Below are 20646 nucleotides of genomic sequence, written 5' to 3'. Positions count from 1 at the left end.
TCCGGGCGGTTTCCAAATAGATAAGTGCCCCCAGCAACCATCGTCCGACATATAACTGGCCTTCAAAAGAGATGAATACAATCTACAGCGCACTCATTGCCCCGATGCAGCGAACTCGCGTCGACGTGTTCGAGAATATCTTCCTGGTATTTCTCGGACTCGGGACGCTCGTCGGCATCATCGTGGTCGCGTATACCTTGTACAACGCGTACAAGTACCGTGATACCGACGAGGCTGGCGACGACGAGGATCTGCCATCACTCGGGGAGTTACCGACAGGCGGAAAGGGCGGCAAGAAACTGTTCCTCTCGTTCGGCATCAGCGCCGTCATCGTCATTTCGCTGGTGATCTGGACGTACACGATGCTTCTGTACGTCGAAGATCCCAGTGCCGATGACGGTGGCCAGCAAGAAGCGCTGGAAGTCGATGTGACCGGCGAGAGCTTCGCGTGGTTCTTCGAGTACGAGAACGGGATCGAATCGACGAGTACGCTTCGCGTCCCAGCTGACCAACGGATCTGGATCCAGGTAACCTCAGGTGACGTCTGGCACACGTTCGGCATACCCGATCAACGGGTGAAAGCCGACGCGATTCCGGGCGAAGTCGATGAGAGCTGGTTCGAGGCCGAAGAACCCGGCGAGTACAACATCAAGTGTTTCGAACTCTGTGGCGAGGCCCACACCTCGATGGTCGGGACGCTCAACGTCATGCCATCCGACGAGTTCGACTCGTGGATGGACGACCAGCTAACGATGGAGTTCGAGATGGTTGACGGAAACGAGTCCCCCGTGGCGGACGGCTACGAGATGACACTCGAAAGCCAGGAAGGGGACTTCGAGCAAACGTACACCGCCGATGACTTCGACGAGAACGGAACGATCACGATCGACGACGTCGATCAGGGTGGTGTCTACAACGTGACGATCACGTCGACCGACGGCCAGTTCGAAACTGTCGAAGAGCAGTTCGACATGACCGGTCCGGTCAGTGAGACGTACACGCTTGAGATGAACGCAACGGAAAGTGATGCCAATGCAAGCGATACGAACGATGGAGGTGACGCCTGATGAGTGATCTTCCGCCGATGCGGTCGGTCAAGCGATGGTTGGTGACGACCAACCACAAGGACGTCGGGATTCTGTACCTCGCGACGTCATTGTTCTTCCTGATCTTCGGCGGCGTCCTCGCGCTGCTGTTCCGAGCCCACCTCTGGGAGTCGGGTGGCCTCATGCTCGGTGGCGAGGCGCTGCTGACGAACGATCAGTACTACCAGTCGGTGACCGGCCATGGACTGATAATGGTCTTCTGGTTCCTCTCACCGATCGCATCCGGGTTCGCGAACTACTTCGTCCCTCTTCAGATCGGGGCAAAAGACCTCGCGTTCCCGCGACTGAACGCCCTGAGTTACTGGTTCTACCTGTTCTCGGGGATCCTGTTCATCATTTCGTTCTTCCAGGGTGGGTCGTTCTCCGGCGGCTGGACGATGTACGCCCCGCTGAACGTGCCCATGTACACGTCAGTGATGGAAGCAACGGCAGGCGGTACCGGTGCCATCCTCGGCGTCGTCCTGTTTTGTTTCTCGGTTACGATCGGGACGGTTAACTTCCTGACGACGATGCACCGCTCCCGTGCCGAGGGCATGGGAATGTGGAACCTGCCGATGTTCTCCTGGTCGTGGCTACTGACGGCCTGGATGATGCTGTTCGCGTTCGCCGCGCTGCTGGCGGCAGTAATGCTGCAGTCGATCGACCGACTGTTCCTCACGCAGTACTTCGCGACCAACGAGGGCTCGAGCCTGCTGTGGGCGCACATCTTCTGGTTCTTCGGACACCCGGAGGTGTACATCGTCTTCTTCCCCGCGCTCGGTGTCCTGTTCGAAACGTTCCAGACGTTCACTGGACGGCGTCTAGTCGGCCGCAAGTGGGTCATGATCGCAATGGTCCTCGTTGCGGTCCAGTCGTTCCTCGTCTGGATGCACCACATGTTCCTGTCGACGATCAACCTCCCGATCAAGACGTTGTTCATGGCGACGACGATCGGGATCTCGTTGCCCTTCGACCTGATGGTCTTCGCGATGATCTATACGATGATCAAGGGTCGGGTGCGGTTTACGACGCCGTTCCTGTTCTCGCTGGGTGCACTTCTATTGTTCATCCTCGGTGGGATCACCGGCGTCTTCCTGGGTGCCGTCGTCCTCGACTACGAGTTCCGTGGCACCTACTGGGTCGTTGCGCACTTCCACTACGTGATGGTCTCCGGTGTCACCGCACTGATCGCCGGCCTCTACTACTGGTGGCCAAAGATCACCGGGAAAATGTACTCCGAACGACTCGGGAAACTCAGCTTCGCCGTGTACTTCTTCGGCTTTAACCTGCTGTACTTCCCGATGTTCCTCACCTGGGAGACGCCCCGGCGTATCTTCCACTACAACGAAAGCGCACAGCTCTACCACCAGCTCGCAACCGTCGGTGCGTTCGTCCTCGGGCTCGGGTTCCTACTCGTGTTCGTGACGCTTGCAAAGAGTTTCATCTCGGGCCCCGACGCGCCCGATAACCCGTGGACGTACACGCGAACCGCCGAGTGGGCGATCCCCTCGCCACCACCGCTCGAGAACTGGCCAGACCGGCCAAGCTACGCCGGCGGGAGCCTGGAGTTCGTCGACGACAGCCGGACCGCGACCGACGGCGGTATCACACAGGAAGCGACTGCCGCGGCCGCAGCGGGCCACGAGGAAGAACACGCCGACCACGCCAGCATCTGGCCGTTGGGCATCGGTGTCGCGACGTTTACGTTCTTCCTCGGCCTCAGCGGAATGACGCCGTACGTCTACGACTTCGTCCAGTCTAACATCCACAGCGGTGACTTCGTGACCCTGTCCGAGGCACCGCCGAAGAGCATCGTCTATCCGGCCCTGACGGGACTTGGAATCGTCCTGCTCGGGATCACGCTGTTCCAGTTCGGTCGCGAGCAGTTCAACGCACCCGAAATGGAAGTCGCTGAACGCTGGCCGTTCGGCGGCATCAACAACGAGAAGCTGGGTGTCTGGATCTTCCTGGCTTCGGACGTCGTCGTCTTCGGTGCGGCGATCGGCGCGTTCGTCTTCATGCGCCTCAACATGGGCTGGGGCAACTGGCATCTCGATGCCATCACCGAAGCAGGGCTGTTCAACACCTACGTCCTGCTGACCTCGAGTTTCACGGTTATCCTCGCCCACGTGATGGCCGAACGCGGGAACAAGAAAGGACTGCTTGGCGCGCTGAGCGCCACGATCCTACTCGGATTCGTGTTCATGGGCGTCAAGGCCTTCGAGTACACCAGCAAGTTCGCTGACGGCCACTACTGGTTCAGTGGTCTCGAGTACTCGATCTACTTCGTGACCACCGGCCTGCACGCGCTGCACGTCATCCTCGGGCTCCTGATCGCCGGATTCATGATCTACCGCGTCGTCTCGGTCGACGCCTACCTCGAGGATCACATGCCAGTCGAGTACTTCGGTCTCTACTGGCACTTCGTCGACATCGTGTGGGTCTTCCTGTTCCCACTGTTCTACCTGATGTAGCGGCCCGCCGCTACACAGGCTCGTTCTCGTTCTGCGATTGTATTTTGAGCCTGTCCCGGACAGCGACGGCGTTGCTGTAGTAACAGCTGGAACGACTCACATACCGATCGTATCGTCCGCGATTCTCGCTCACAGCGCTCGCTCCGAACCGCGCTCCCGTCGTGCGATCGAGTGGACAGTGACGTTCAGTGGCCACTATAACCTGCACTGCTCTCCTATCTCGGCGACTCTCGACAACGGGGCGACGGCCCTCGCATGTGATCGGTTTGTCCAACAGTCTGCGTTCCGCGCGAGCGAGCCGCCGAGTGACACGGCCGAGCAGCTATGTCGTCTTCGACAGGCACCTCGATCGTCTCGCGGGCAGGACAGACAACAGAATCGCTGGCTCCCCACTACCCGGCCCAGACCAGCGCGTAGATGAACGTAAACAGAAAGTAGATCAGAAACACGGAGACCGCTGCCTTGAAATGAAACGTGAACAGGTCGTACTCCTCGTCACCGCGCTCTTCTTCGAATGCCTCGCGTTCGTCTTCGGAACAGACATCGGCGTGGTCGACGCCGATGTGGAACGTCGCGTATCGCTCGGATCGAAACGGTCGTCCACAGTACGGGCAGGTTGTAGCTGGCGTTTCGTCCGGAGGCACCTCGTACTCCCGCTCGAGCGGTCGGTCAGTCGCCATTCGCGTGGCACTTACAGGGGTGCGAGGAAGTGTTTGCCGGTTCGGCGTGCCGGCCGCGACCGGGCACGCCGACAACGAGTGCAGTCAGGCGCGTGTCACTGCTCGCTTAGTTTGGCACATATGGGGGACTCATCGTTCCCTGTGAGACGAGATAGAGACTCACCATCGTGAAAAAGACCATCACGACGATGAGCGGGAATTGGCTCCTGATCGCCTGGAGTTTGCCAGGGAAGAGGTCGAACGAAACGGTGTGCGAGACCCACACCGCGAGGATGTGGCCGAGCAAAATCCCGGCAATCTCGATGTATCCGAACCAGCCCGGCAACGTGTACCGGGTTGGGTTCGGCGGGGGATTTAACGGCGACGCGAGCGCGTCAACGAGTGCTGGCCATAGCGAGACCGCAAAGCCAATGTAGTGGGCGAAGTGGTAGCCGGCCGCAATCGCGAGCAACGGTGCGGCAAACCGGAGCGCGAGATACTCCCGGGAGAGATACGTCTCGGCTCGCTGGCGGGTCCGGTCGATCGCGACCCAGTACACCTTCCAGAACAGAGCGAAGCCACCGACGAGCAAGAGCAGATAGACGAGCACTGGCGGTATGCCGAGTCCAACGAGGGCTTCGACGGTCCCGACGCCGACTGGCGTGACGATGAACCCACTGTAGGTCAGCTCCCAGACCAGTGCGAGCACGAACGCCACGAGGGATGTATCCGTAACCACGTCGGCCTCTCCCAGTTTCGATCCAGGATAGCGGAGTTCGAAGCCGTCGTCAGTCCGCTGGATCGGCGCGACAGCGGCGTAGAGTCGAAACCACAGCGAGAGGGGGTCTCCGCGTCGGAACCACGTCTCCGGCGAGAAGACGACCGCACTCGAAACCGTAAACAGCGAATACATAACGAGCATCAACGCCAGCACAGTCGCCGAGGAGGTCAGTGGGGCGACGACCTCGAGCCAGACGAACGTCAACAGCGCCACGACGGCAGGCCAGGAGCCAAAGGCCGGCGGATACGCTTCGAAGTCGTTGGGGAGTACGGCTGCGATGCGTCGCCAGGGATTGAGCGCTGGCCACGGGTTTCCGACGGTGTACGCGCAGATCGTCAACAGCGCCCGCCCACCGACGAACGTCGCCAGCACGGTTACACTGACCAGCCCGATGGACGGACCGACGAGCCCGGCAACGAGGATGGTCGCGAGCCCAAGCAGTCCGATTGCGCCGAACAGGAGCGTGCCCGCAGTACGGAGGCGATCAGTAGTCGCCTCGAGTGTGCGGTCGTGGTAGGTTCCGATCACGTCACGATCGGTGACGAGCATGGTTAGCAGTGCCGACGCACCGATGGCACCACCGCCGGTCGCGAGGTACAGCCACGTTGGAACGGTCACAGTGTTGTCCCCTGTGAGACCGGACGCGACGTTGCTCGCGGTGACGATACCGGTGCCTGCAACAAGGGTCATCAGTGCGAACACGAACCCGATACTAGCTCGGCGAACGAAAGCCGAACGGCTACTCATTGTCGGCTCTTCGAACTGGCGTTGCATCTACGTGTCGCTTCGATGTGATCGTGATGCGGACGGCTGCGTACACATCGAGTCGCAGCCAATCGATCGTATGAGGAAGCTATAAGTATCAGTCCCCCACATTCCCCACCAATGGCGAGCATTCGGAACTACACATTGATTTACGTGGCACTGGTACTGCTGGCTACGGGGAAGTTCGTCTTCTTCCACTTCGACTTCTTCACCTACGGAATGGCAATAGGTGGTACGATGGTTCTGGCAGCCATCAAGGTTGGACTGATCGCTGGTTACTTCCAGCATCTCAAATACGAGCCACGAGCGGTCAGTTACATGATGGCCGTCGCGGCGTTTATGGTCGTCCTGCTCACGCTCGCAGCAGGCTACTCGATCCAGTAAGGCGCTGCAACGCAGTGTCGACTGGGCCACTGAACTGACCTGTTCTCGCCTCGGCAATCGATCGGTATCGACCATGAAGCCTCATCGTTCACGGTTCGCTTTTCTTTCTCTCTCGACGAACGTCCGCGATTCCGAGTGACCACGTCACGTCTCGAACACCGAGTGTTACCGCCCGAACTGTATTCGTGGATGTCGTCCGAAAACACCGCAAAATCGACCGAAGACGCTGGTTCGGGAGAGACTGCATCGCAGCTGCCCTCTCCTCCGACATCAGTCCAGGGGGTTGCGATGAGTATTGTCGGATCGTCTCGTTTGAATGGAGACTGCAGTTTCGTCGGCTGTGGATCGCAGCGTTATCTCCGAAAGCGGAGACTACATCAGTTGTGCGACAGTCTCACGGGGATCTACCATTCCACTAAGGGTCGCTAACACGCCCCAGATGAGTACGCCAAACGCGATCACACCCAGCAGCGCCGGGATCGTGGAGACGTACTGAACGAAGAACAGCACCGAGATACCCATTACGGCAGCGATCGCACTCGCAAGTACGAGGGCGCGCCCGATTCGACGAAAATTCAGCGAGAGCTCTAGATGCATAACGTACACGTTCACCAGGGTGTAGATGCCGAACGTCACTACCGTTGCAAGGGCCGCCCCGGCAGCGCCGTAGATCGGTATGAGTACGATATTGAGAAGAACGTTCCCGACCGAGGTCACCCCCTTGGCTATCGCGCGCGCATTTGCCCGCCCTAAATAGTCCAGTCCGTTCGTCGTCACGTCTGTGATGGATTGGAACACGACGTATATGCCGAGAACCTGCAAAACGGGAGCCGCATCTGCATAGTCGGCACCGAAGATGAGCGTAATGGTCGGCTCCGCAACGAGGACCATACCGACCGCAGCGGGGATATAAAGTAAAAGGATGTACTGCAGCGACGTTTCGTAGATACGCGCTGCGCGATCGAGGGAATCGTTCGCTTTTTGTTCGCCGAACGCTGGAGAGACGGAGAACCCGAGCGATCCCGACGGGACGGTCACGAATTCAGAGATCTGTTTCCCGAGTACGTAGTAACTGACCGCGACGGGATTAATGAAGAAGCCGACGAGGATCGTGTCGACGCGTCGATCGAGGATATTTGCGCTGTGAGACGCCGTCAGGGGAACGCTGTATTTCAGAAGTTGGTTTCGGAGTAAACGGCTCCCATCACCGTCGGGATATTCCGTGTAGAAGCGGCGATAGAGGAGTACCGACCCGATAATCGTCGCAAAGGCAAGTCCGAGTATATATCCGAACAGCGCACCGACGACACCGAACCCAAGAAGCGTTAACGCGACGACGAACACGACACGTGTAACGTTATTAGCGACTTCGACAATAGCACTCAGATCCACCTGGTTGAATCCCTGGAAGATCGTTTTGTGATAGGTGCTGAGCGACAGGAAAACGAGGTAGACCGCGCCGAGTACCAGCAGAACAGATAACTCTGGCACATTGAGGACAGTAGCAAAGAGGTGGCGCCCTCCGATGAGAATCCCGACAACAAGGCCGATCAGCACTAACCGATACTTCAGGGAGAGTCGGAGAATGAATGGTATCGACGACGGATCGGTTTCTTTTCGCTCCGAGACATACCGTGCAGCCGACCGTGCGAGTCCGAGGTCGGAGCCGAGCTGTGCCACAGAGACGATCGCAATCACGAGAAACAGGAGGCCGTACTCATCAGGCGTCAGTAAGACACGCGCAAGTAATAACATCAACAGCCCGTTGGCTATATTATTAACGAGTCGCGCGCCGAGCGTGGCCTTGAACCCCCTGATAATTCGGTCAACTACTGCCATTATTTTGCTCTCGGAAGCGTCTCTCGAGTTCGGTCCGATGCATTGTTCGGCCGAGTTATTGCACCACTTTTGTCACTTCCGTCGGACGAACACGACAAGGTGATTTTCCGACACCAGTCGCTGAACGAAGTGAGGATCATTTGGTTCTCAAGTGTGTCACAAGAGGAGTAGAATCATTGTAATCCACCTCATATCTTCGTTTCACGGAGCCTATCGGTCGTCGCCGGTATTCTACGTAGTCAATTCCTGCAGTAGCCACTGCACGTCACTGCACACCTGATCGCACGACTGCTGTGCGATCGGTGTGTCAATCGTCTCAGTTGTTACTATAGAATACGAAGCGCCTTGAGCCGATTTTCGCGACTCTGTACCCTCCTCACGCGTGAGTTAGGCAGCCACCAAGGGAGCCTCTTTGGTACGGTCGACGCCCAGAACGGTAGCGCAGAATTCTTCGAGTTGCGTTGCCTGTTGACTCCAGGTGAACTCGCAGGCTCGACGCCGCGCTTGTACCCCCAGCATTCGGCGCCGACTCGGGTCGGAGAGGAGTTCAGCGAGCGCGTCAGCGAGCCGATTTCGGTCGCCCGGCGGGACGACTACCCCGTTTTCATCCGGCGTTAGATAGGTTTTGATCCCCTCGAGATCAGTGGTTACAACCGGTGCTCCGCAGGCCATCGCTTCGAGGTTGACCGTAGCGAAACTATCGACGTGAGTGGGGAGACAGAAGATATCGGCGGCGGCGTAATAGCCGGGGAGGTCGGTGTGTGGTACTTCGCCCTCGAGAGCAACGCGATCCGCGATACCGAGTTCCGCAGACCGACGGTCGACCGCCTCCGCTTCGCTCCCCGTTCCGACGATACGCAGGTGGACTCGTTCCTCGAGTCGCGCGACGGCTTCGAGAAGATCGAAGATTCCTTTCGACTCGACGAGTCTTCCGACGAAAAGAACGGTCGGATCGTCATGCTGGAACGCTGGTTCGGCCGTCGGACGGAACGTCTCGGTGTCTACACCCGTAGGGATGACTCCGTGGACCTCGGTGTCGAACCTATCAGCGACCTGCTCGGCGAGGTACGGTGTGTTGGCAAAGTTGGTTTCAGTCTGGGAGTATTGCTCGCGAAGTCCCGAAGCGATTCCCGCGCTTCGGTCGCTGAGAAAACCCCGAATCGTCGGGACGTCCACGAGATTCGACAGTAAGAGATCGTCGATCGTTTGGAATGTGATGAGAACATCCACGTGGTCGTCGATGTGATCGATCACACCGTTGTGTGCCGACCAGCCGATCATCCCGAGTTTAGACACGTCCTGCCGGCCGAACGGGAGCGGATTTCCGACGAGTGACGACAGCCGACCGCTAAACGACGGCAGGTCAAACGTCGGCGTCTCGACAATGTTGGCATCCGATTCCACCAGTGTCGATACGACGTCCCCACCTTGCGTGTAGACGTGAACCTTGTTCGATTTCGCGAGTTCGATCGCCATCTTTCGCGCGTAAATGGCGATGCCACCGGCGTGTCTGGTCCCCACGTTATCGTGATATATTCCGATTTTCATACGGGACAGTAGACAAGAATCCTATAATAGTATTACATTACCAGAGATGGTAAGGTACACTATCATTTGAGTGTATTATCGGATTGCCATCCTTTGTTGTCATCTATTCGTGATATTACGGAGAATGGTAATTTCTGCCTATCTATTCACTAGCAATCGGAAACACTGACAGCGGTGGGGACTCCGTTTACCGGCTGTACGAGGCGAATGCGACGAGTCGTTCGGAAGACCGGAGGTGGCCCGTGAGCGGGCGAAACCGAAGGTTATGCGGATCGGCCGATCTCATCGGAATCGCTACCAGTCGGGTTACGTTGCCGTGGGAGGCGAAGTTTTCTCGTGAGGGAAAACGCGAAGCGGCTGTGATACAGACACATAGTGCAAATCCGCGCACCTTCACTGACGAGACGCGGAGCGTCTCGAACTGCTCATACTTCCGAACAGCAGTCAGTGCGGAGTCGATCGCGACAGCCGACCGTCGGCGGCGACAGCCGCGTCCGAGCGATCGAGCTTCACATAGTTCTGTCCGGCAGTATCAGCTCCAGGGCACCTCACACGGTGACGATGGCTGAATTCGTACCGCTGGAGTGGCTGCTACTCGTTGTTCTGCTTTTTGGAGGTCGTGTTCGCACCAGCGCCAGCAGCTTCGGCGCTCGTGGGAACGCTGTCGGGGCGACCACCCCTCGCTGCAGGCTCGATCAGAACGAGACAGATGTATCTGATTTATCGAATGGAGAAAAGCCCAGGTGTTCGTTATTCGTTACCGAACATCTGGCGCATCATCGGGTGCATCTCCATGAGCTGCTCTTCGGCGATCTCCTCGTAGAGCTTGTACGTGATGGAGACAGCCAGCAGCAGCCCGGTCCCGGAGACGGAACCGATAGTACCGAGCATGTTCGCCCAGACGGCCAGCAGGCCGACCAGTGCACCACCGATGACGGTCACCTGCGGAATGTACCGCTCCATGACCTTCTCGATGACGCCGACGTTTTGTCGGAAGCCAGGGATCTGCATCCCGGAGTTCTGGATCTGCTTCGCCGTCGCTTCGGGGCCCATGTCCGTAGTCTCGACCCAGAAGATAGCGAAGATCGCACCACCGACGACCATGAACGTGACGTCGATGCCGATCCGGATCATTACCTGCCACCACTCCTGGGAGACGTTCGCCGTCCACCACATCCAGTCCTGTGGCGCGTAGATCGGTGCCAGATAGTAGAACAACCCACCGTCAGGCTGGCCCTGCGAGTAGGTGCCGAGCCAGCTCGGCATACTGCCCAACTGGCTGTTGAGGATCTGGCCCATAAACTGGACGTTCGCCTGGACTGCACGAACGAGGATCATCGGCAGGACGCTCGCGTAGATGAGCTTCACGGGGAAGCGTCCGCGTGCGCCCTTGACGCGGGCGTGGCTCAGCGGGATCTCGACACGGACCGACTCCGCGTAGACGACGATCCCGAAGATCAGCAGCGTCGTCAGCAGCGCGATGATGTGTCCGTCGCCGATCAACAGCGTCTGTAAACCGGCACCCGAGACGAGTGAGCCGACTTCGACCTGACCGGTCAGAATGCGGTACCAGTCGAAGAAGAACCCGCCAGTCGCGGGCTGAACAAGTCCAGCGACCAGTCGCTGGCTCACGCCGGCGATGATGAACAGCCCGATCCCGCTGCCGACGCCCCACTTGCTGACGACCTCGTCCATGTAGAGGATGAGGACCCCGCCAACGAAGATCTGGGCGAAGATGAGCAGCTGAACCTGCGTCTGTTCAAGGACGAGTCCGCCGAGTTGCAGCGACGGCTGGGCTGGCAGGAAGCCGCCGGCGAACACCATCGGGAGCGCAGTCAACGCAACCATCACGACGACCAGCAGCTTCTGAAGGCCCTGGTAGAGGACCTGATCACGCGGATCGTCCGTATCGAGGCCGAGCAGGTTCGCACCGCCGAGCAACTGCAAGACGATGCTCGCAGTGACGATCGGTCCGATACCAACCTGGAGCACCGACCCCTGGGCACCCGCGAGGATCGCGCGGAACTGCCCAAAGAGGTCGCCCCCTTGGCCCGTCTGCACACCGAGCAGCGTGATGTTCGTCAGGAAGAAATACAACATGAGGATCCCGGCCGTCCACATCAGCTTCTCTTTGAAGGGGACGTGCCCCTCCGGACGGCGCACTGCTGGCATCCTCGTTAGGACCGGTTCAGCGGCTTCCTTCCATCCCATAGTTATTCCTCGTCCTGTTCGGTGTCGGCGTCAGCGTCCTCGGCCGCCCGTTCCTCGCCGCGCTCGGAGAGGACCGCCTCACCGCCGGCGGCCTCGAGTTTCTCCTCGGCTGCGTCGGAGAAGGCGTCCGCGGTGACCGTCAGCTGGTTGCGGACCTGACCCGAGCCCAGGACCTTGACGACGTCGGCCTCGTGGCCGTCCTCGACGATGTCGCGTGCGTCGAGTTCGTAGCCGTCGCCGGTCTCCTCGGCGAGATCATCCGCGACGTAGAGGATGGCGTCCTCGTCGAGCTTCTGGACGTCGATCTCGAGGACCTCCTCGCGGATGTCGTGGGGTCGCTTGAAGCCGTGTTTACCCTTCGGTTCGTAGTTGTGGAACTCGTGTTTGCTGCGCCCGGCACGGCCGCGGCCACCGCGATGGCCCGCACCACGTCGGTTTTTGTGGGAGCCGCCGCTGTGGGTTCGCGAGCCGCGCTGGCGTCGTTTTTTGCTCGTCATGGTTATCGCATCGATTCTAGGAGGTCGTTAATCTCCCCGGTTGTATGCTTTCCGAGTTGGCCGCCCTCGGCGGTCGGCTTCTTGATACCCTCGTGACCGCCCCGCGGGGGGTGAAGCCGAAGCGTCGGCGACAGGCCTTCGTCACGGAGCGTCGTCTCCTCGGCGAGCAGTGCCTCGGCCAGCGCACCGAAGTCGTCGTAGTCGGTGTTCTCGGCGAGCCACTCCTCGTCGACGTCTGCCTGCTTGCCCTCAAGGGGCTCGGCACGTTTTGCGAGCAGCGTCTCGAGCACGTCGGCGTCGGGTTCGCCGTGGGCAACGTAGTCGTTGACCTTGGCGACCATCCCGTTGTACGCGTCGGTCTCGGGGACGAGCGCACAGTGGTTGACGCTGTGGATGTTGAGCATCTCCAGGGTGTCCTGGACGTCTTCCTGTCGGTTCACTTCGCCGCGAACCTGGACGATCGCTTTCATTGATCGGCCACCTCGCGTTCCTCACCGCGGTTCCGGCGTGGCTGGCGCGACTGCGAGGCGTTCTCGAGTGCGTTGAACGTCGCCTTCGCCAGGTTGACCGTTGTTCGGGTGTTGCCGTGGCTCTTGGTCCAGGCGTTTTCGATGCCGGCCAGTTCGAGGACGGCACGGACGGTGTCGCTTGCAGCCAGCCCGAGCCCTTCGGGGGCTGGAATGACCTCGACTTCGACGGAGCCGGCCTTGCCGGTCGTCCGTCGGGTCAGCGAGTGGGGCCGGTCCGAGCGGTCCTCCCAGGAGCCCGAGCCGCGGGGCACCTTGATCATGTTCAGCTTCGCGATGCCGATCGCCTTCTGGATGGCAGACCCGACCTGGTCGTCTCGACCCTCGGCGTAGCCGACGAAGCCATCGCGGTTCCCGACTGCGACGACGCAACGGAACTTCACGCGTCGTCCGGAGTCGGTCATCCGCTGGACCATGTTGATGTCCAGTACCTCGTCTTCCAGTCCGGGAAGGAGTTGGTCGACGAGTTCGGGTTCCTTCAGCGGGAGGCCCGAGTTGAGGGCGGTCTCCATGTCGTCGATCTCGCCCTCCTGGACCATCCGGCCGAGACGGGTGACGGGCTGCCAACCGCCGTCGTTGTAGTCGTTTGCGCTCATTCGAGAATCGCCTCTCGTACCTCGTCGAAGTGTTCTGGAAGCTCGGTTGCGTCGAAGTCACCGCTGTACAGCGGCTCGTCGAGCTGTTCGGCGTACTCGGCGATGTGCTCGCCGCGAGTGCGCGACCAGTCGGCCAGCACGCTGTCGTTGTGCGGGATCTCGAGGCCGGCGTCGATCGCGCCCTCCTGTACCGCGAACACCTTGTTCCCGGGCGTGGCCGTGTTGAGACCGATGTCGAGGACTGCTTCCTCGAGGCCGGCCTCGACGGCTCGTGTGCCGGCCAGCAGGCCGGTCAGGTACGCCGCGGAAATGTTGCTCGTGGGTGCTTCCCAGCCGTACTCCGCCAGATCGCTCGAGTGTGCGCTTGCGAGCGTCTCGTCTCCCTGAGGTCCGGGAGTGATCAGCTGCGCCGTAGTGTGCTTGTTGCTCTTGCGAGCAACGAGACGGGGCTTACCCGATTTCAGCAGGCGCAACCTCTGGTGGTAGTCCGTCCGGACCTCACGGCGACGCCGCATCGGCACTTTGTATCGTGGTCCTGTCGCCATTATTGGTCACCGTAGTTGTCGTCGATGTAGTTCAACAGGTACCGGACGCTACGGAACTCGCCACCGCCAGCCTTCTTGTAGAGCTCGCGGTACTGCGTGGGCGTCAGCTCGCCCTTGTCGCGGAGTTCGCGTAGTTTCCGTCGCTGTGCGCGGATCTTGTTCTGCCAGTCCTCTTTCTCGTTCTGGCGTGCGCCCTTCTTGCCGCGGCGCTTGCCGTGGCCCTTCTGGTGGCCGTAAGAGCGCTTTGCGTTGCGCTCGCGGGCGCGACCACGGGAGTTGCCCGAGGGTTCGTCAGCCTGAATGCGACCGTCGTCAACGAGTTCGCGGATCTCGTCGCGGGTGATCGCTTCGGCGATGTCGCCCTGGGCTTCGGGGTCGAGCCAGACGCGGTTCTCGCCGACGTCTAAGACGTCGGCCGCCAGTCGCTTCTGTGCGGAGAGATCAGTCATCTGATTCCACCTCGACTTCCTCGTAGGTCGGGTTCAGGACGCGGACGCCCTGCTCCTCGGCTTCCTCTTCGATCCGTTCGCGCTTGCGCGCACCAACGGCGGAAGCGATGCGGACCGCCTCGCGAGAGCCGTCGACGCCCTCGAGGTCGTCTACGTTCTCGACGTAGACTTCCTCGAAGCCGCTGGGGTGTTTGCCCCGAACGGCTTTCGGCGTGCGGAAGCCGGCCTGGACTGTCGGGCCCTTGCCCTTGACGCCGCGGCGCTGCTTGGACAGCTGCCCGCGGGGTCGACGCCAGGATTCCGGTGTGCGCTTTTTCTTGTGGTAGTCCTGTCGATTGAACTGCGGTTTCCCTTCGCTCTTCCGACGGGCGAGGAGTCGCTCCTCGTCCTCGGAGAGGTCGGGCGTCTTCTCGGTCAGCCCGCGGGGCTGCAGTTCGGTCTCGACGTCCTCGTCCGGTTCGGCTTCTTCCTCGACGCCCTCGTCTTCGATCTCGGCCTCGGTCTCCTCGGTGACCTCGAGGTCACCGACGTCGGCTTTGATACGGGCAGCGAGTGCGTTCCCGATACCGTCGGCCTCGGCCAGGTCGTCCTGGTCGGCCTCCTTGACGTCCTCGATGGACTCGAAGCCGGCTTCGCGCAGGGCATCTGCCTTGCTCGAGCCGACGCCGCTGATGTCCTCGAGTTCCTGTGGTTCCGATTGGTCGTCTGCCATCTATCAGACACCTCCTTTGGCGGGTTTGTTGGTGATGTAGACCCCGTCCTGGAAGACACGGGTGTCCTTGCCGCTGACTTTCGTCAGCTGCTCGATGTCGGCCGCCGTCTGTCCGACGTCTTCCTTGTCGGGGCCGGACAGGACGAGTTGCTCGTCGTCGACGGTGACTTCGGTCTCACCGTGGATAGTCGTACGTCGCGGTGCCTTTTCGCCGAGGAAGTTCTCGATGACGACGTCCTCGCCTTCAACGCGGACCTGCATTGGGAAGTGAGAGTAGAAGACTTCCATCTCGTACTCCCAGCCCTCGGTCACGCCGTGGAAAGCGTTGCTGATGTGGCTCTCGAAGGTGCCGACGGTCGAGTTCGTCTTCGCGTCCTCGGCGTCGCTTTCGATGACCACCTGGTCGTCGTCGGCTTCGACGGTCACGTCAGGGTACCAGAGGCGGCGCGAAACGCTGCCTTCGGGACCTTCGACGGTCACGTCGAATCGATCGACCTCGACGGTTACGTTTTCGGGGATTTCCAGTTCGACTCGCATGGTTAGTAGACGTATGCGATCACCTGGCCCCCAATACCCTTCTCGCGTGCCTCGTAGTGGCTCATGATGCCACTGCTCGTCGTGACGACGAGCGCACCGAAGTCTCGAGCGGGGAGATAGCGCTTCTCCCACTTCTCGAAGTCTTCAGCGCCAACGGCATAGCGGGGCTTGATGGGGCCGCACTCGTTGATCGCTCCTTTCAGTTCGACCTCGAACTGACCGGCTTTGCCGTCATCGACGTACTCGAAGCCGTCGATGTACCCGCGGTCGTAGAAGACCTCGAGTACGCTGCCGATCTCGTTCGAGGCGGGCGTTACCTCGTGGGTGAGATGACCCACACTCTCGGCGTTGTCGAGTCCCGAGAGCGCGTTGCTGAGTGGATCGTTTCCAGTCATGTTATCGATACTTCTTGAATCCCATGTCGCGGGCGATCTCGCGGAAGCACTGTCGGCACAGGTTGATGTCGTACTTGCCGACCAGTCCCTGCTCGCGGCCACAGCGCTGACAGGACTCGATCTGTCCCGTCCGCTTTGCGGCGTGCTCGCCCGTGTGGTCGTTTTCTGTTTCGCTTTCACTCATCGTCTGGGCCCTCCACGCTGACGTCGAAGTTCGCCTCGAGGAACGCGATGGCGTCCTCGTGGGTCAGTCGGTGGCTCGAGGGGATCGAGCGGGTGGCCTTGTCGCGCTTGGCGATGCGGTAGCCCGGACGCACCAGGTTGACGGTGACGTCCAGCCCGTAGATCCCGACGTTCGGGTCGTACTCCTGGCTCGGGAAGTCGGTGTGTTCCTCGACACCGAAACTGAAGTTGCCGGTGTCGTCGAACTGCGTCGCGGAGATGTCCGCGAGCGGCAGCGCTTTCTCGAGGAAGTCGGAGGCGTCGTCGCCACGAAGGGTAACCTTCGTGCCGATCGGATCGCCCTGACGGATGCCGAAGTCGGGTTCGGTCCGCTTTGCCTGCGTGCGGACGCTTTCTTGCTCCGTGATCTCCTCGATGATGTCCTCGGCCTTGCCGAGTTCGCGACCACCCTGGCCGACGCCCATGTGGACGACGACCTTCTCGACGCGCGGTTCGCGCATCTCGTGGAATTCGCCTGCGTCAGCTTCGCTCATTCATCATCACCCGTGAAGTTCTCGTCGATGACGACGACGTACTCTTCGATCGTTTCGAAGCCGCCATCGTCCGTCGAGACGCCGACGGTGTTCGAGCCACTGCCGGGCGTGATGTCGATTGCGTCGACTTCGCCGATCTTCCCGCCGTGGTTGCCACGAACGGCCGTCACGAGCGCGCCCTCTTCGTAGGGGAAGTGGGCGACGATCGACTTGTCGTCGTTGTCGATGACGATCGAGTCGCGGGCGTTGTACTCGTCGTCTTCGACGAGGACGTTCGTCCCGTCGTGCAGCGTCAGCTGCGTCTGACCGCCGGGAACCTGCTGTTTGCCCTCGATCTTGCCGAGACGGCTCTGGGCTGCGTCCTCGTCGATCTCGGTCAGTGCGAGTCGACCGCCTTCGTCGGGGAAGACGCGGTAGTACTCCTCGCGTGCGGGGAACGCGACGATGTCGAACATGCCGATCGGGCGCTGTTCGTCGTTGATCGCGTCCCCGTTGACGAGGATCGCATCCTCCGAAAGGGCGTATCGGGCTTCCTTGCGCGAGTCCACGTAGCCGAGCACGTCCCGCAGGAGGACGACGAGCGGCACGCCGTCTTGGCCGTGCGGGCCGGCACCGGCCTTCACGGTGAAGGTCTCGGTCTTTCGCTCGACCGGCCAGGACTTCGGTACCGATAGTCGCTTCTGGTGTTTCGTCATTCGTTATCACCTTCGAGTCGCGCCTCGCGACGCTCGTCTTCGAGGTCGAGCTCCGTGATGCGGACGTTCGACGGGTCGAGCGGCCGGGGAACTTCTTCGCCGTCGGCCGTCTCGATGGTGACGTCCTCGACGTGGATCGTCCCGTCCTCGAGGATCGCGCGGAGAACCTCGCCTTCCTCGCCGGCGTGGTCGCCACGCATGACCTCGACAGTGTCGCCCGCGTTGACGCGGGTGCGTCGAGTGTCGTATTCCTCGCGAAGCTCGTCGGACAGCGTCGCGTGCAGCTGCTTCTGTCGCTTGTGCAGCGGCGCGTTTCGCGTCTGCGTTCGCTGTTTGTGTGGTTGTTCAGTCATATCTATACGATCATCGTCGCCGTGCTGGCGATTGCTCCGAAGCGTTCTGCGACTTCGCGGGCGATCGGCCCCTTGATCTCCGTGCCGCGGGGCTCTTCGTTCTCGTCGATGATGACCGCCGCGTTGTCCTCGAACTTGAGTCGGGTGCCGTCGGGCCGGCGGATCGACTTCCGCTGGCGGACGATGACGGCCTCGAGGACCTGGCGGCGCATCTCGGGGGTACCCTTCGTGACCGAGACGGTCACTTTGTCACCGATTCCCGCCTTCGGCTGGCGGCTCTTGGTGCCGTGGTAGCCCGAGACGCTGATGACCTTGAGTTCACGCGCGCCGGTGTTGTCGGCACACGTGACCAGCGAGCCCTTCTTCAGGCCCTGGGTGACGTCGGCTTTCATTGCCTCCATCACTGATCACCCTCATCTTCGGCCGCGGCGAGATCTTCCGCCGAGAGCTCGGGCTCAGGCTCGGCCTGGCCCGTCAGCTCCGCGACGTCTGCCGCAGTCGCTTCTTCGGTTACTTCGACAACCACGTGCGATTTGGTCTTCGACAGTGGTCGGGTCTCTGCGATCTTGACCGTGTCACCGACCGAGAGCGGCTCGAGCACGCCCGGCACGTGAGCCGGGATGCGCGAGCGACGTTTCATCTGGCGGTCGTATTTCGGAACCGCCACGTCGTACTCTCGCTCGACGACTACAGTCTTGTCCATGTCCGTCGAGACGACGGTGCCTTCGAGGATCTGGCCTCGAACGGCAAGGTCGCCGTAGAACGGACACTTCTCGTAGTCGTATTCCTCCGGGTTTTCTGGTTCCGGAGGGGTTTCAACGTCTAGTCCTATTGCCATGGTGAGTCACCATTCGTTTCCGTGCGTCGGGCGGGTCGTGAGAGCAGCCGCGATCCATCGACCGTAACGTAGGCTACATCCTCGCCAGCGCCGTCCACCGGCGTGGATTGCTCCACCCCAGCAGGTTGAGTATCGGCCAGTTTGGACGCAGTCCCCGACTCCTTCGCGAAGTCGGCGGCGTCATCTGTGATCGCGAACTCGAACGTCGAGCCCGACTTTGGCACCATCACCACCCGCGACTCGCCGTCCGTTCGAACTTCTATCGAGAGGGTGTTGGTCGTCTCGATGACGACGCGACCCTCGAGGCCAACCCGCGAGGCGTCGTCGCTCTCGACGACGCGGACGGGCAGCCCGTTGAGTTCGTGTCGCGGCAGGGTCTCGGGTGTCAGTGCCATTGGTAGTGTGTTATTCTTCGTCTTCGAGATCGCCTTCCTCGCGCTGGATCGTCTTGATCCGTGCGATGGTGCGACTCAACTCGCCGATGCGGCCCGGGTTCTCCGGGGCACCACCGGCTGCGAGGACGGACTTCTGGTTCAGCAGTTCCGTCTCGAGTTCGTCGAGTTCTTCTGCCCGTTCGGCGGGCGTCATGTCACGGATTTCTGCGACGTGAAGGATCGCCATCAGGCGTCACCTCCCTCGTCATCCTCGTCTTCCATCTCGGAGACGAGTTCTTCCGCTTCCGCTTCGACGTCTTCCTCGAGTTCCTCGAGTTCTTCCTCGACTTCTTCGTCGCCGCCGGGGACCTCGACCTCTTCGAACTCCTCGTCGGCGTCAGCCTCGACCTCTTCTTCGATGACTTCCTCGACGACGTCCTCGTCGAGTGCTTCCTCGTCGGCCTCCGCAGCCGGCGTCTCGGCCTCGGCTTCGGCGGCCTCGGCTTCTTCGGGTTCGCCCTCGAGGAGTTCCTCGACACCCTCGGCCTCGTTGGCCTCGACGGCGTCGGGGACGAGCTCTTCGGGATCCATGTCCTCGTTGACTTCGAAGTCGTCGGGGAGTTCGGCTCCCGGCGGGATGATCTTGACGTCGACACCGATGGTGCCGAGCTTCATCACCGCAACGCCCTGACCGTGGTCGACGACCTCTTCGGCGGGCTCGCCGTTGTGCTTGATGTAGCCGCGGTTGAACTTCTCGACGCGCGATCGCGCACCGGTGACCTTCCCGGAGAGGACGATCTCTGCGCCGAGTGCACCGGCTTCCATGATCCGGTCGATCGTCGTGTGACCGGCCTTCCGGAAGTACCAGCCACGCTCGAGTGCGTTGGCCAGTCGGTCCGCGACGATCCGTGCGTTGAGATCGGGTTCTTCGACCTCCTGAACGTCGATCTGGGGGTCCTCGAGGTTGAACTTCTCCTCGAGGGCCGTCGTGACCTTCCGGATGTTCTCGCCGCCTTTGCCGATGACCATCCCGGGCTTTTCGGCCTTGAGGACGATCTGGGTTCCCATCGGCGTCTTGGCGACGTCCATACCACCGTAGCCTGCGCGGCCGAGTTCTTCCTGGAAGAACTCGTCGATCTGGGACCGCTGGAGGCCGTTCTCGATGAATTGGTGTTCGTCAGCCATTAGCTATCACCTTCTTCGTCCTCGTCGACTTCTTCGACGACGATCTCGACGTCGACCTGCGGCGTGTTCCAGGAGGACGCCCGCCCCATCGCGCGGGGCTTGCGGCCCACGGATTCGCCGACCTTGTGGGCGGCGACGTGGACGATCTCCATGGACGCGCCGTCGAAACCCTGACTGTCGGCGTTGGCTTCGACGTTCTCGAGCAGGTCGAGGAATTCGCCCGAGACCTTCTCGGGATATTTGCCGGCGTCCCAGCCGTCGACGTCGGAGCGGTGACCCGCGCCAGCGTTGTGGGACTTGAACGGAACCGACTGTACTTCGTCGATGACGTCCTGGAGGTACGCCTGCGCATCCGCGACGGTGCGGCCTTTGATCTCGCGGGCGACCTCCTTGCTGTGCTTGTGGCTCATCTGCCGCTCCCGAAGCATGGCTTTCGCCGTGGTGTCGGGATCGGCGTCGACTGAGTAGTTGATTCCCATGC

26 protein-coding genes are annotated in these 20646 nt (G+C 60.8%); 3 read left to right on the top strand and 23 right to left on the bottom strand.

All coding sequences use genetic code 11. The features are described from left to right. Positions 1-71 precede the first annotated feature (71 nt). Both coxB and ACFR99_RS15915 read left to right on the top strand, forming a co-directional pair. Positions 72-1067 carry a cytochrome c oxidase subunit II gene (gene coxB, locus ACFR99_RS15920; RefSeq protein ID WP_390289275.1) on the top strand — a complete coding sequence of 332 codons (996 nt, stop codon included), beginning with the start codon at positions 72-74 and terminating at the stop codon, positions 1065-1067. Further along, positions 1067-3559, top strand: a complete 2493-nt coding sequence (locus ACFR99_RS15915) for a cbb3-type cytochrome c oxidase subunit I (RefSeq protein WP_390289272.1) — start codon at positions 1067-1069, stop codon at positions 3557-3559. The genes coxB and ACFR99_RS15915 overlap by 1 nt, the downstream gene beginning before the upstream one ends. 392 nt (positions 3560-3951) lie before the next feature. Here ACFR99_RS15915 and ACFR99_RS15910 read toward each other — a convergent pair whose 3' ends face one another. After that, entirely contained in the window at positions 3952-4239 is a 288-nt protein-coding gene (locus tag ACFR99_RS15910; RefSeq protein WP_390289269.1) for a DUF7410 domain-containing protein, read from the bottom strand. Positions 4240-4345: 106 nt separating this feature from the next. Next, the gene (locus tag ACFR99_RS15905) at positions 4346-5773 is read right to left on the bottom strand and encodes a hypothetical protein (protein WP_390289266.1); all 1428 of its coding nucleotides are present in this window, start codon (positions 5771-5773) and stop codon (positions 4346-4348) included. Between the two features lie 111 nt (positions 5774-5884). On the opposite strand from ACFR99_RS15905, the gene ACFR99_RS15900 reads away from it, so the two are divergent. Continuing rightward, the gene (locus ACFR99_RS15900) at positions 5885-6148 is read left to right on the top strand and encodes a cytochrome C oxidase subunit IV family protein (protein ID WP_390289263.1); all 264 of its coding nucleotides are present in this window, start codon (positions 5885-5887) and stop codon (positions 6146-6148) included. 372 nt (positions 6149-6520) lie between these two features. Here ACFR99_RS15900 and ACFR99_RS15895 read toward each other — a convergent pair whose 3' ends face one another. The 21 genes from ACFR99_RS15895 to ACFR99_RS15795 form a co-directional block, all read right to left on the bottom strand. Further along, entirely contained in the window at positions 6521-7987 is a 1467-nt protein-coding gene (locus tag ACFR99_RS15895) for a flippase (protein WP_390289260.1), read from the bottom strand. Between the two features lie 387 nt (positions 7988-8374). After that, the gene (locus ACFR99_RS15890) at positions 8375-9535 is read right to left on the bottom strand and encodes a glycosyltransferase family 4 protein (RefSeq protein ID WP_390289257.1); all 1161 of its coding nucleotides are present in this window, start codon (positions 9533-9535) and stop codon (positions 8375-8377) included. Positions 9536-10285: 750 nt separating this feature from the next. After that, the gene (secY, locus tag ACFR99_RS15885) at positions 10286-11746 is read right to left on the bottom strand and encodes a preprotein translocase subunit SecY (protein WP_390289254.1); all 1461 of its coding nucleotides are present in this window, start codon (positions 11744-11746) and stop codon (positions 10286-10288) included. Between the two features lie 2 nt (positions 11747-11748). Continuing rightward, positions 11749-12243, bottom strand: a complete 495-nt coding sequence (locus tag ACFR99_RS15880; RefSeq protein WP_390289251.1) for an uL15m family ribosomal protein — start codon at positions 12241-12243, stop codon at positions 11749-11751. A 2-nt stretch (positions 12244-12245) separates the two neighbouring features. Then, on the bottom strand, positions 12246-12713 hold the full coding sequence (locus tag ACFR99_RS15875; RefSeq protein WP_390289248.1) for a 50S ribosomal protein L30: 468 nt from the start codon (positions 12711-12713) through the stop codon (positions 12246-12248). Continuing rightward, positions 12710-13366, bottom strand: a complete 657-nt coding sequence (locus ACFR99_RS15870; protein ID WP_390289245.1) for a 30S ribosomal protein S5 — start codon at positions 13364-13366, stop codon at positions 12710-12712. The genes ACFR99_RS15875 and ACFR99_RS15870 overlap by 4 nt, the downstream gene beginning before the upstream one ends. Further along, the gene (locus ACFR99_RS15865) at positions 13363-13911 is read right to left on the bottom strand and encodes a 50S ribosomal protein L18 (RefSeq protein WP_008011529.1); all 549 of its coding nucleotides are present in this window, start codon (positions 13909-13911) and stop codon (positions 13363-13365) included. Before ACFR99_RS15865 ends, ACFR99_RS15870 begins: the two co-directional genes overlap by 4 nt. Then, entirely contained in the window at positions 13911-14360 is a 450-nt protein-coding gene (locus tag ACFR99_RS15860) for a 50S ribosomal protein L19e (protein ID WP_008011527.1), read from the bottom strand. Before ACFR99_RS15860 ends, ACFR99_RS15865 begins: the two co-directional genes overlap by 1 nt. Next, entirely contained in the window at positions 14353-15072 is a 720-nt protein-coding gene (locus tag ACFR99_RS15855) for a 50S ribosomal protein L32e (protein ID WP_390289241.1), read from the bottom strand. Before ACFR99_RS15855 ends, ACFR99_RS15860 begins: the two co-directional genes overlap by 8 nt. Before the next feature lie 3 nt (positions 15073-15075). Beyond that, on the bottom strand, positions 15076-15609 hold the full coding sequence (locus ACFR99_RS15850; RefSeq protein WP_390289238.1) for a 50S ribosomal protein L6: 534 nt from the start codon (positions 15607-15609) through the stop codon (positions 15076-15078). Between the two features lie 2 nt (positions 15610-15611). Further along, entirely contained in the window at positions 15612-16004 is a 393-nt protein-coding gene (locus tag ACFR99_RS15845; RefSeq protein WP_008011522.1) for a 30S ribosomal protein S8, read from the bottom strand. 1 nt (position 16005) lies between these two features. After that, positions 16006-16188 carry a 30S ribosomal protein S14 gene (locus tag ACFR99_RS15840; RefSeq protein WP_390289235.1) on the bottom strand — a complete coding sequence of 61 codons (183 nt, stop codon included), beginning with the start codon at positions 16186-16188 and terminating at the stop codon, positions 16006-16008. After that, positions 16181-16720: a 50S ribosomal protein L5 gene (locus ACFR99_RS15835; protein WP_390289232.1), complete on the bottom strand. Its 540-nt coding sequence runs from the start codon at positions 16718-16720 to the stop codon at positions 16181-16183. Before ACFR99_RS15835 ends, ACFR99_RS15840 begins: the two co-directional genes overlap by 8 nt. Beyond that, positions 16717-17415, bottom strand: coding sequence for a 30S ribosomal protein S4e (locus tag ACFR99_RS15830; RefSeq protein WP_390289229.1), 699 nt, complete (start codon positions 17413-17415; stop codon positions 16717-16719). Before ACFR99_RS15830 ends, ACFR99_RS15835 begins: the two co-directional genes overlap by 4 nt. After that, the gene (gene rplX, locus ACFR99_RS15825) at positions 17412-17768 is read right to left on the bottom strand and encodes a 50S ribosomal protein L24 (protein WP_390289227.1); all 357 of its coding nucleotides are present in this window, start codon (positions 17766-17768) and stop codon (positions 17412-17414) included. The genes ACFR99_RS15830 and rplX overlap by 4 nt, the downstream gene beginning before the upstream one ends. Positions 17769-17770: 2 nt before the next feature. After that, the gene (locus ACFR99_RS15820; RefSeq protein ID WP_008011513.1) at positions 17771-18169 is read right to left on the bottom strand and encodes a 50S ribosomal protein L14; all 399 of its coding nucleotides are present in this window, start codon (positions 18167-18169) and stop codon (positions 17771-17773) included. Further along, positions 18169-18606, bottom strand: a complete 438-nt coding sequence (locus ACFR99_RS15815; protein ID WP_390289224.1) for a 30S ribosomal protein S17 — start codon at positions 18604-18606, stop codon at positions 18169-18171. The genes ACFR99_RS15820 and ACFR99_RS15815 overlap by 1 nt, the downstream gene beginning before the upstream one ends. Next, positions 18597-19001, bottom strand: a complete 405-nt coding sequence (locus ACFR99_RS15810; protein WP_390289221.1) for a ribonuclease P protein component 1 — start codon at positions 18999-19001, stop codon at positions 18597-18599. The genes ACFR99_RS15815 and ACFR99_RS15810 overlap by 10 nt, the downstream gene beginning before the upstream one ends. A gap of 10 nt (positions 19002-19011) precedes the next feature. After that, positions 19012-19227 carry a 50S ribosomal protein L29 gene (gene rpmC, locus ACFR99_RS15805; RefSeq protein ID WP_390289218.1) on the bottom strand — a complete coding sequence of 72 codons (216 nt, stop codon included), beginning with the start codon at positions 19225-19227 and terminating at the stop codon, positions 19012-19014. Continuing rightward, positions 19227-20165 (bottom strand): 30S ribosomal protein S3, encoded by a 939-nt coding sequence (locus ACFR99_RS15800; RefSeq protein ID WP_390289215.1) that lies wholly within the window; start codon positions 20163-20165, stop codon positions 19227-19229. Before ACFR99_RS15800 ends, rpmC begins: the two co-directional genes overlap by 1 nt. Then, positions 20165-20644 carry a 50S ribosomal protein L22 gene (locus ACFR99_RS15795; RefSeq protein ID WP_008011503.1) on the bottom strand — a complete coding sequence of 160 codons (480 nt, stop codon included), beginning with the start codon at positions 20642-20644 and terminating at the stop codon, positions 20165-20167. Before ACFR99_RS15795 ends, ACFR99_RS15800 begins: the two co-directional genes overlap by 1 nt. Positions 20645-20646: the final 2 nt, after the last annotated feature.

This window comes from Haloarchaeobius amylolyticus (assembly GCF_042678045.1).
Classification (GTDB): domain Archaea; phylum Halobacteriota; class Halobacteria; order Halobacteriales; family Natrialbaceae; genus Natrinema; species Natrinema amylolyticus_A.
The sequence above is the reverse complement of the archived record's forward strand: the minus strand, read 5'-3'. Positions and strand labels throughout refer to the sequence as shown.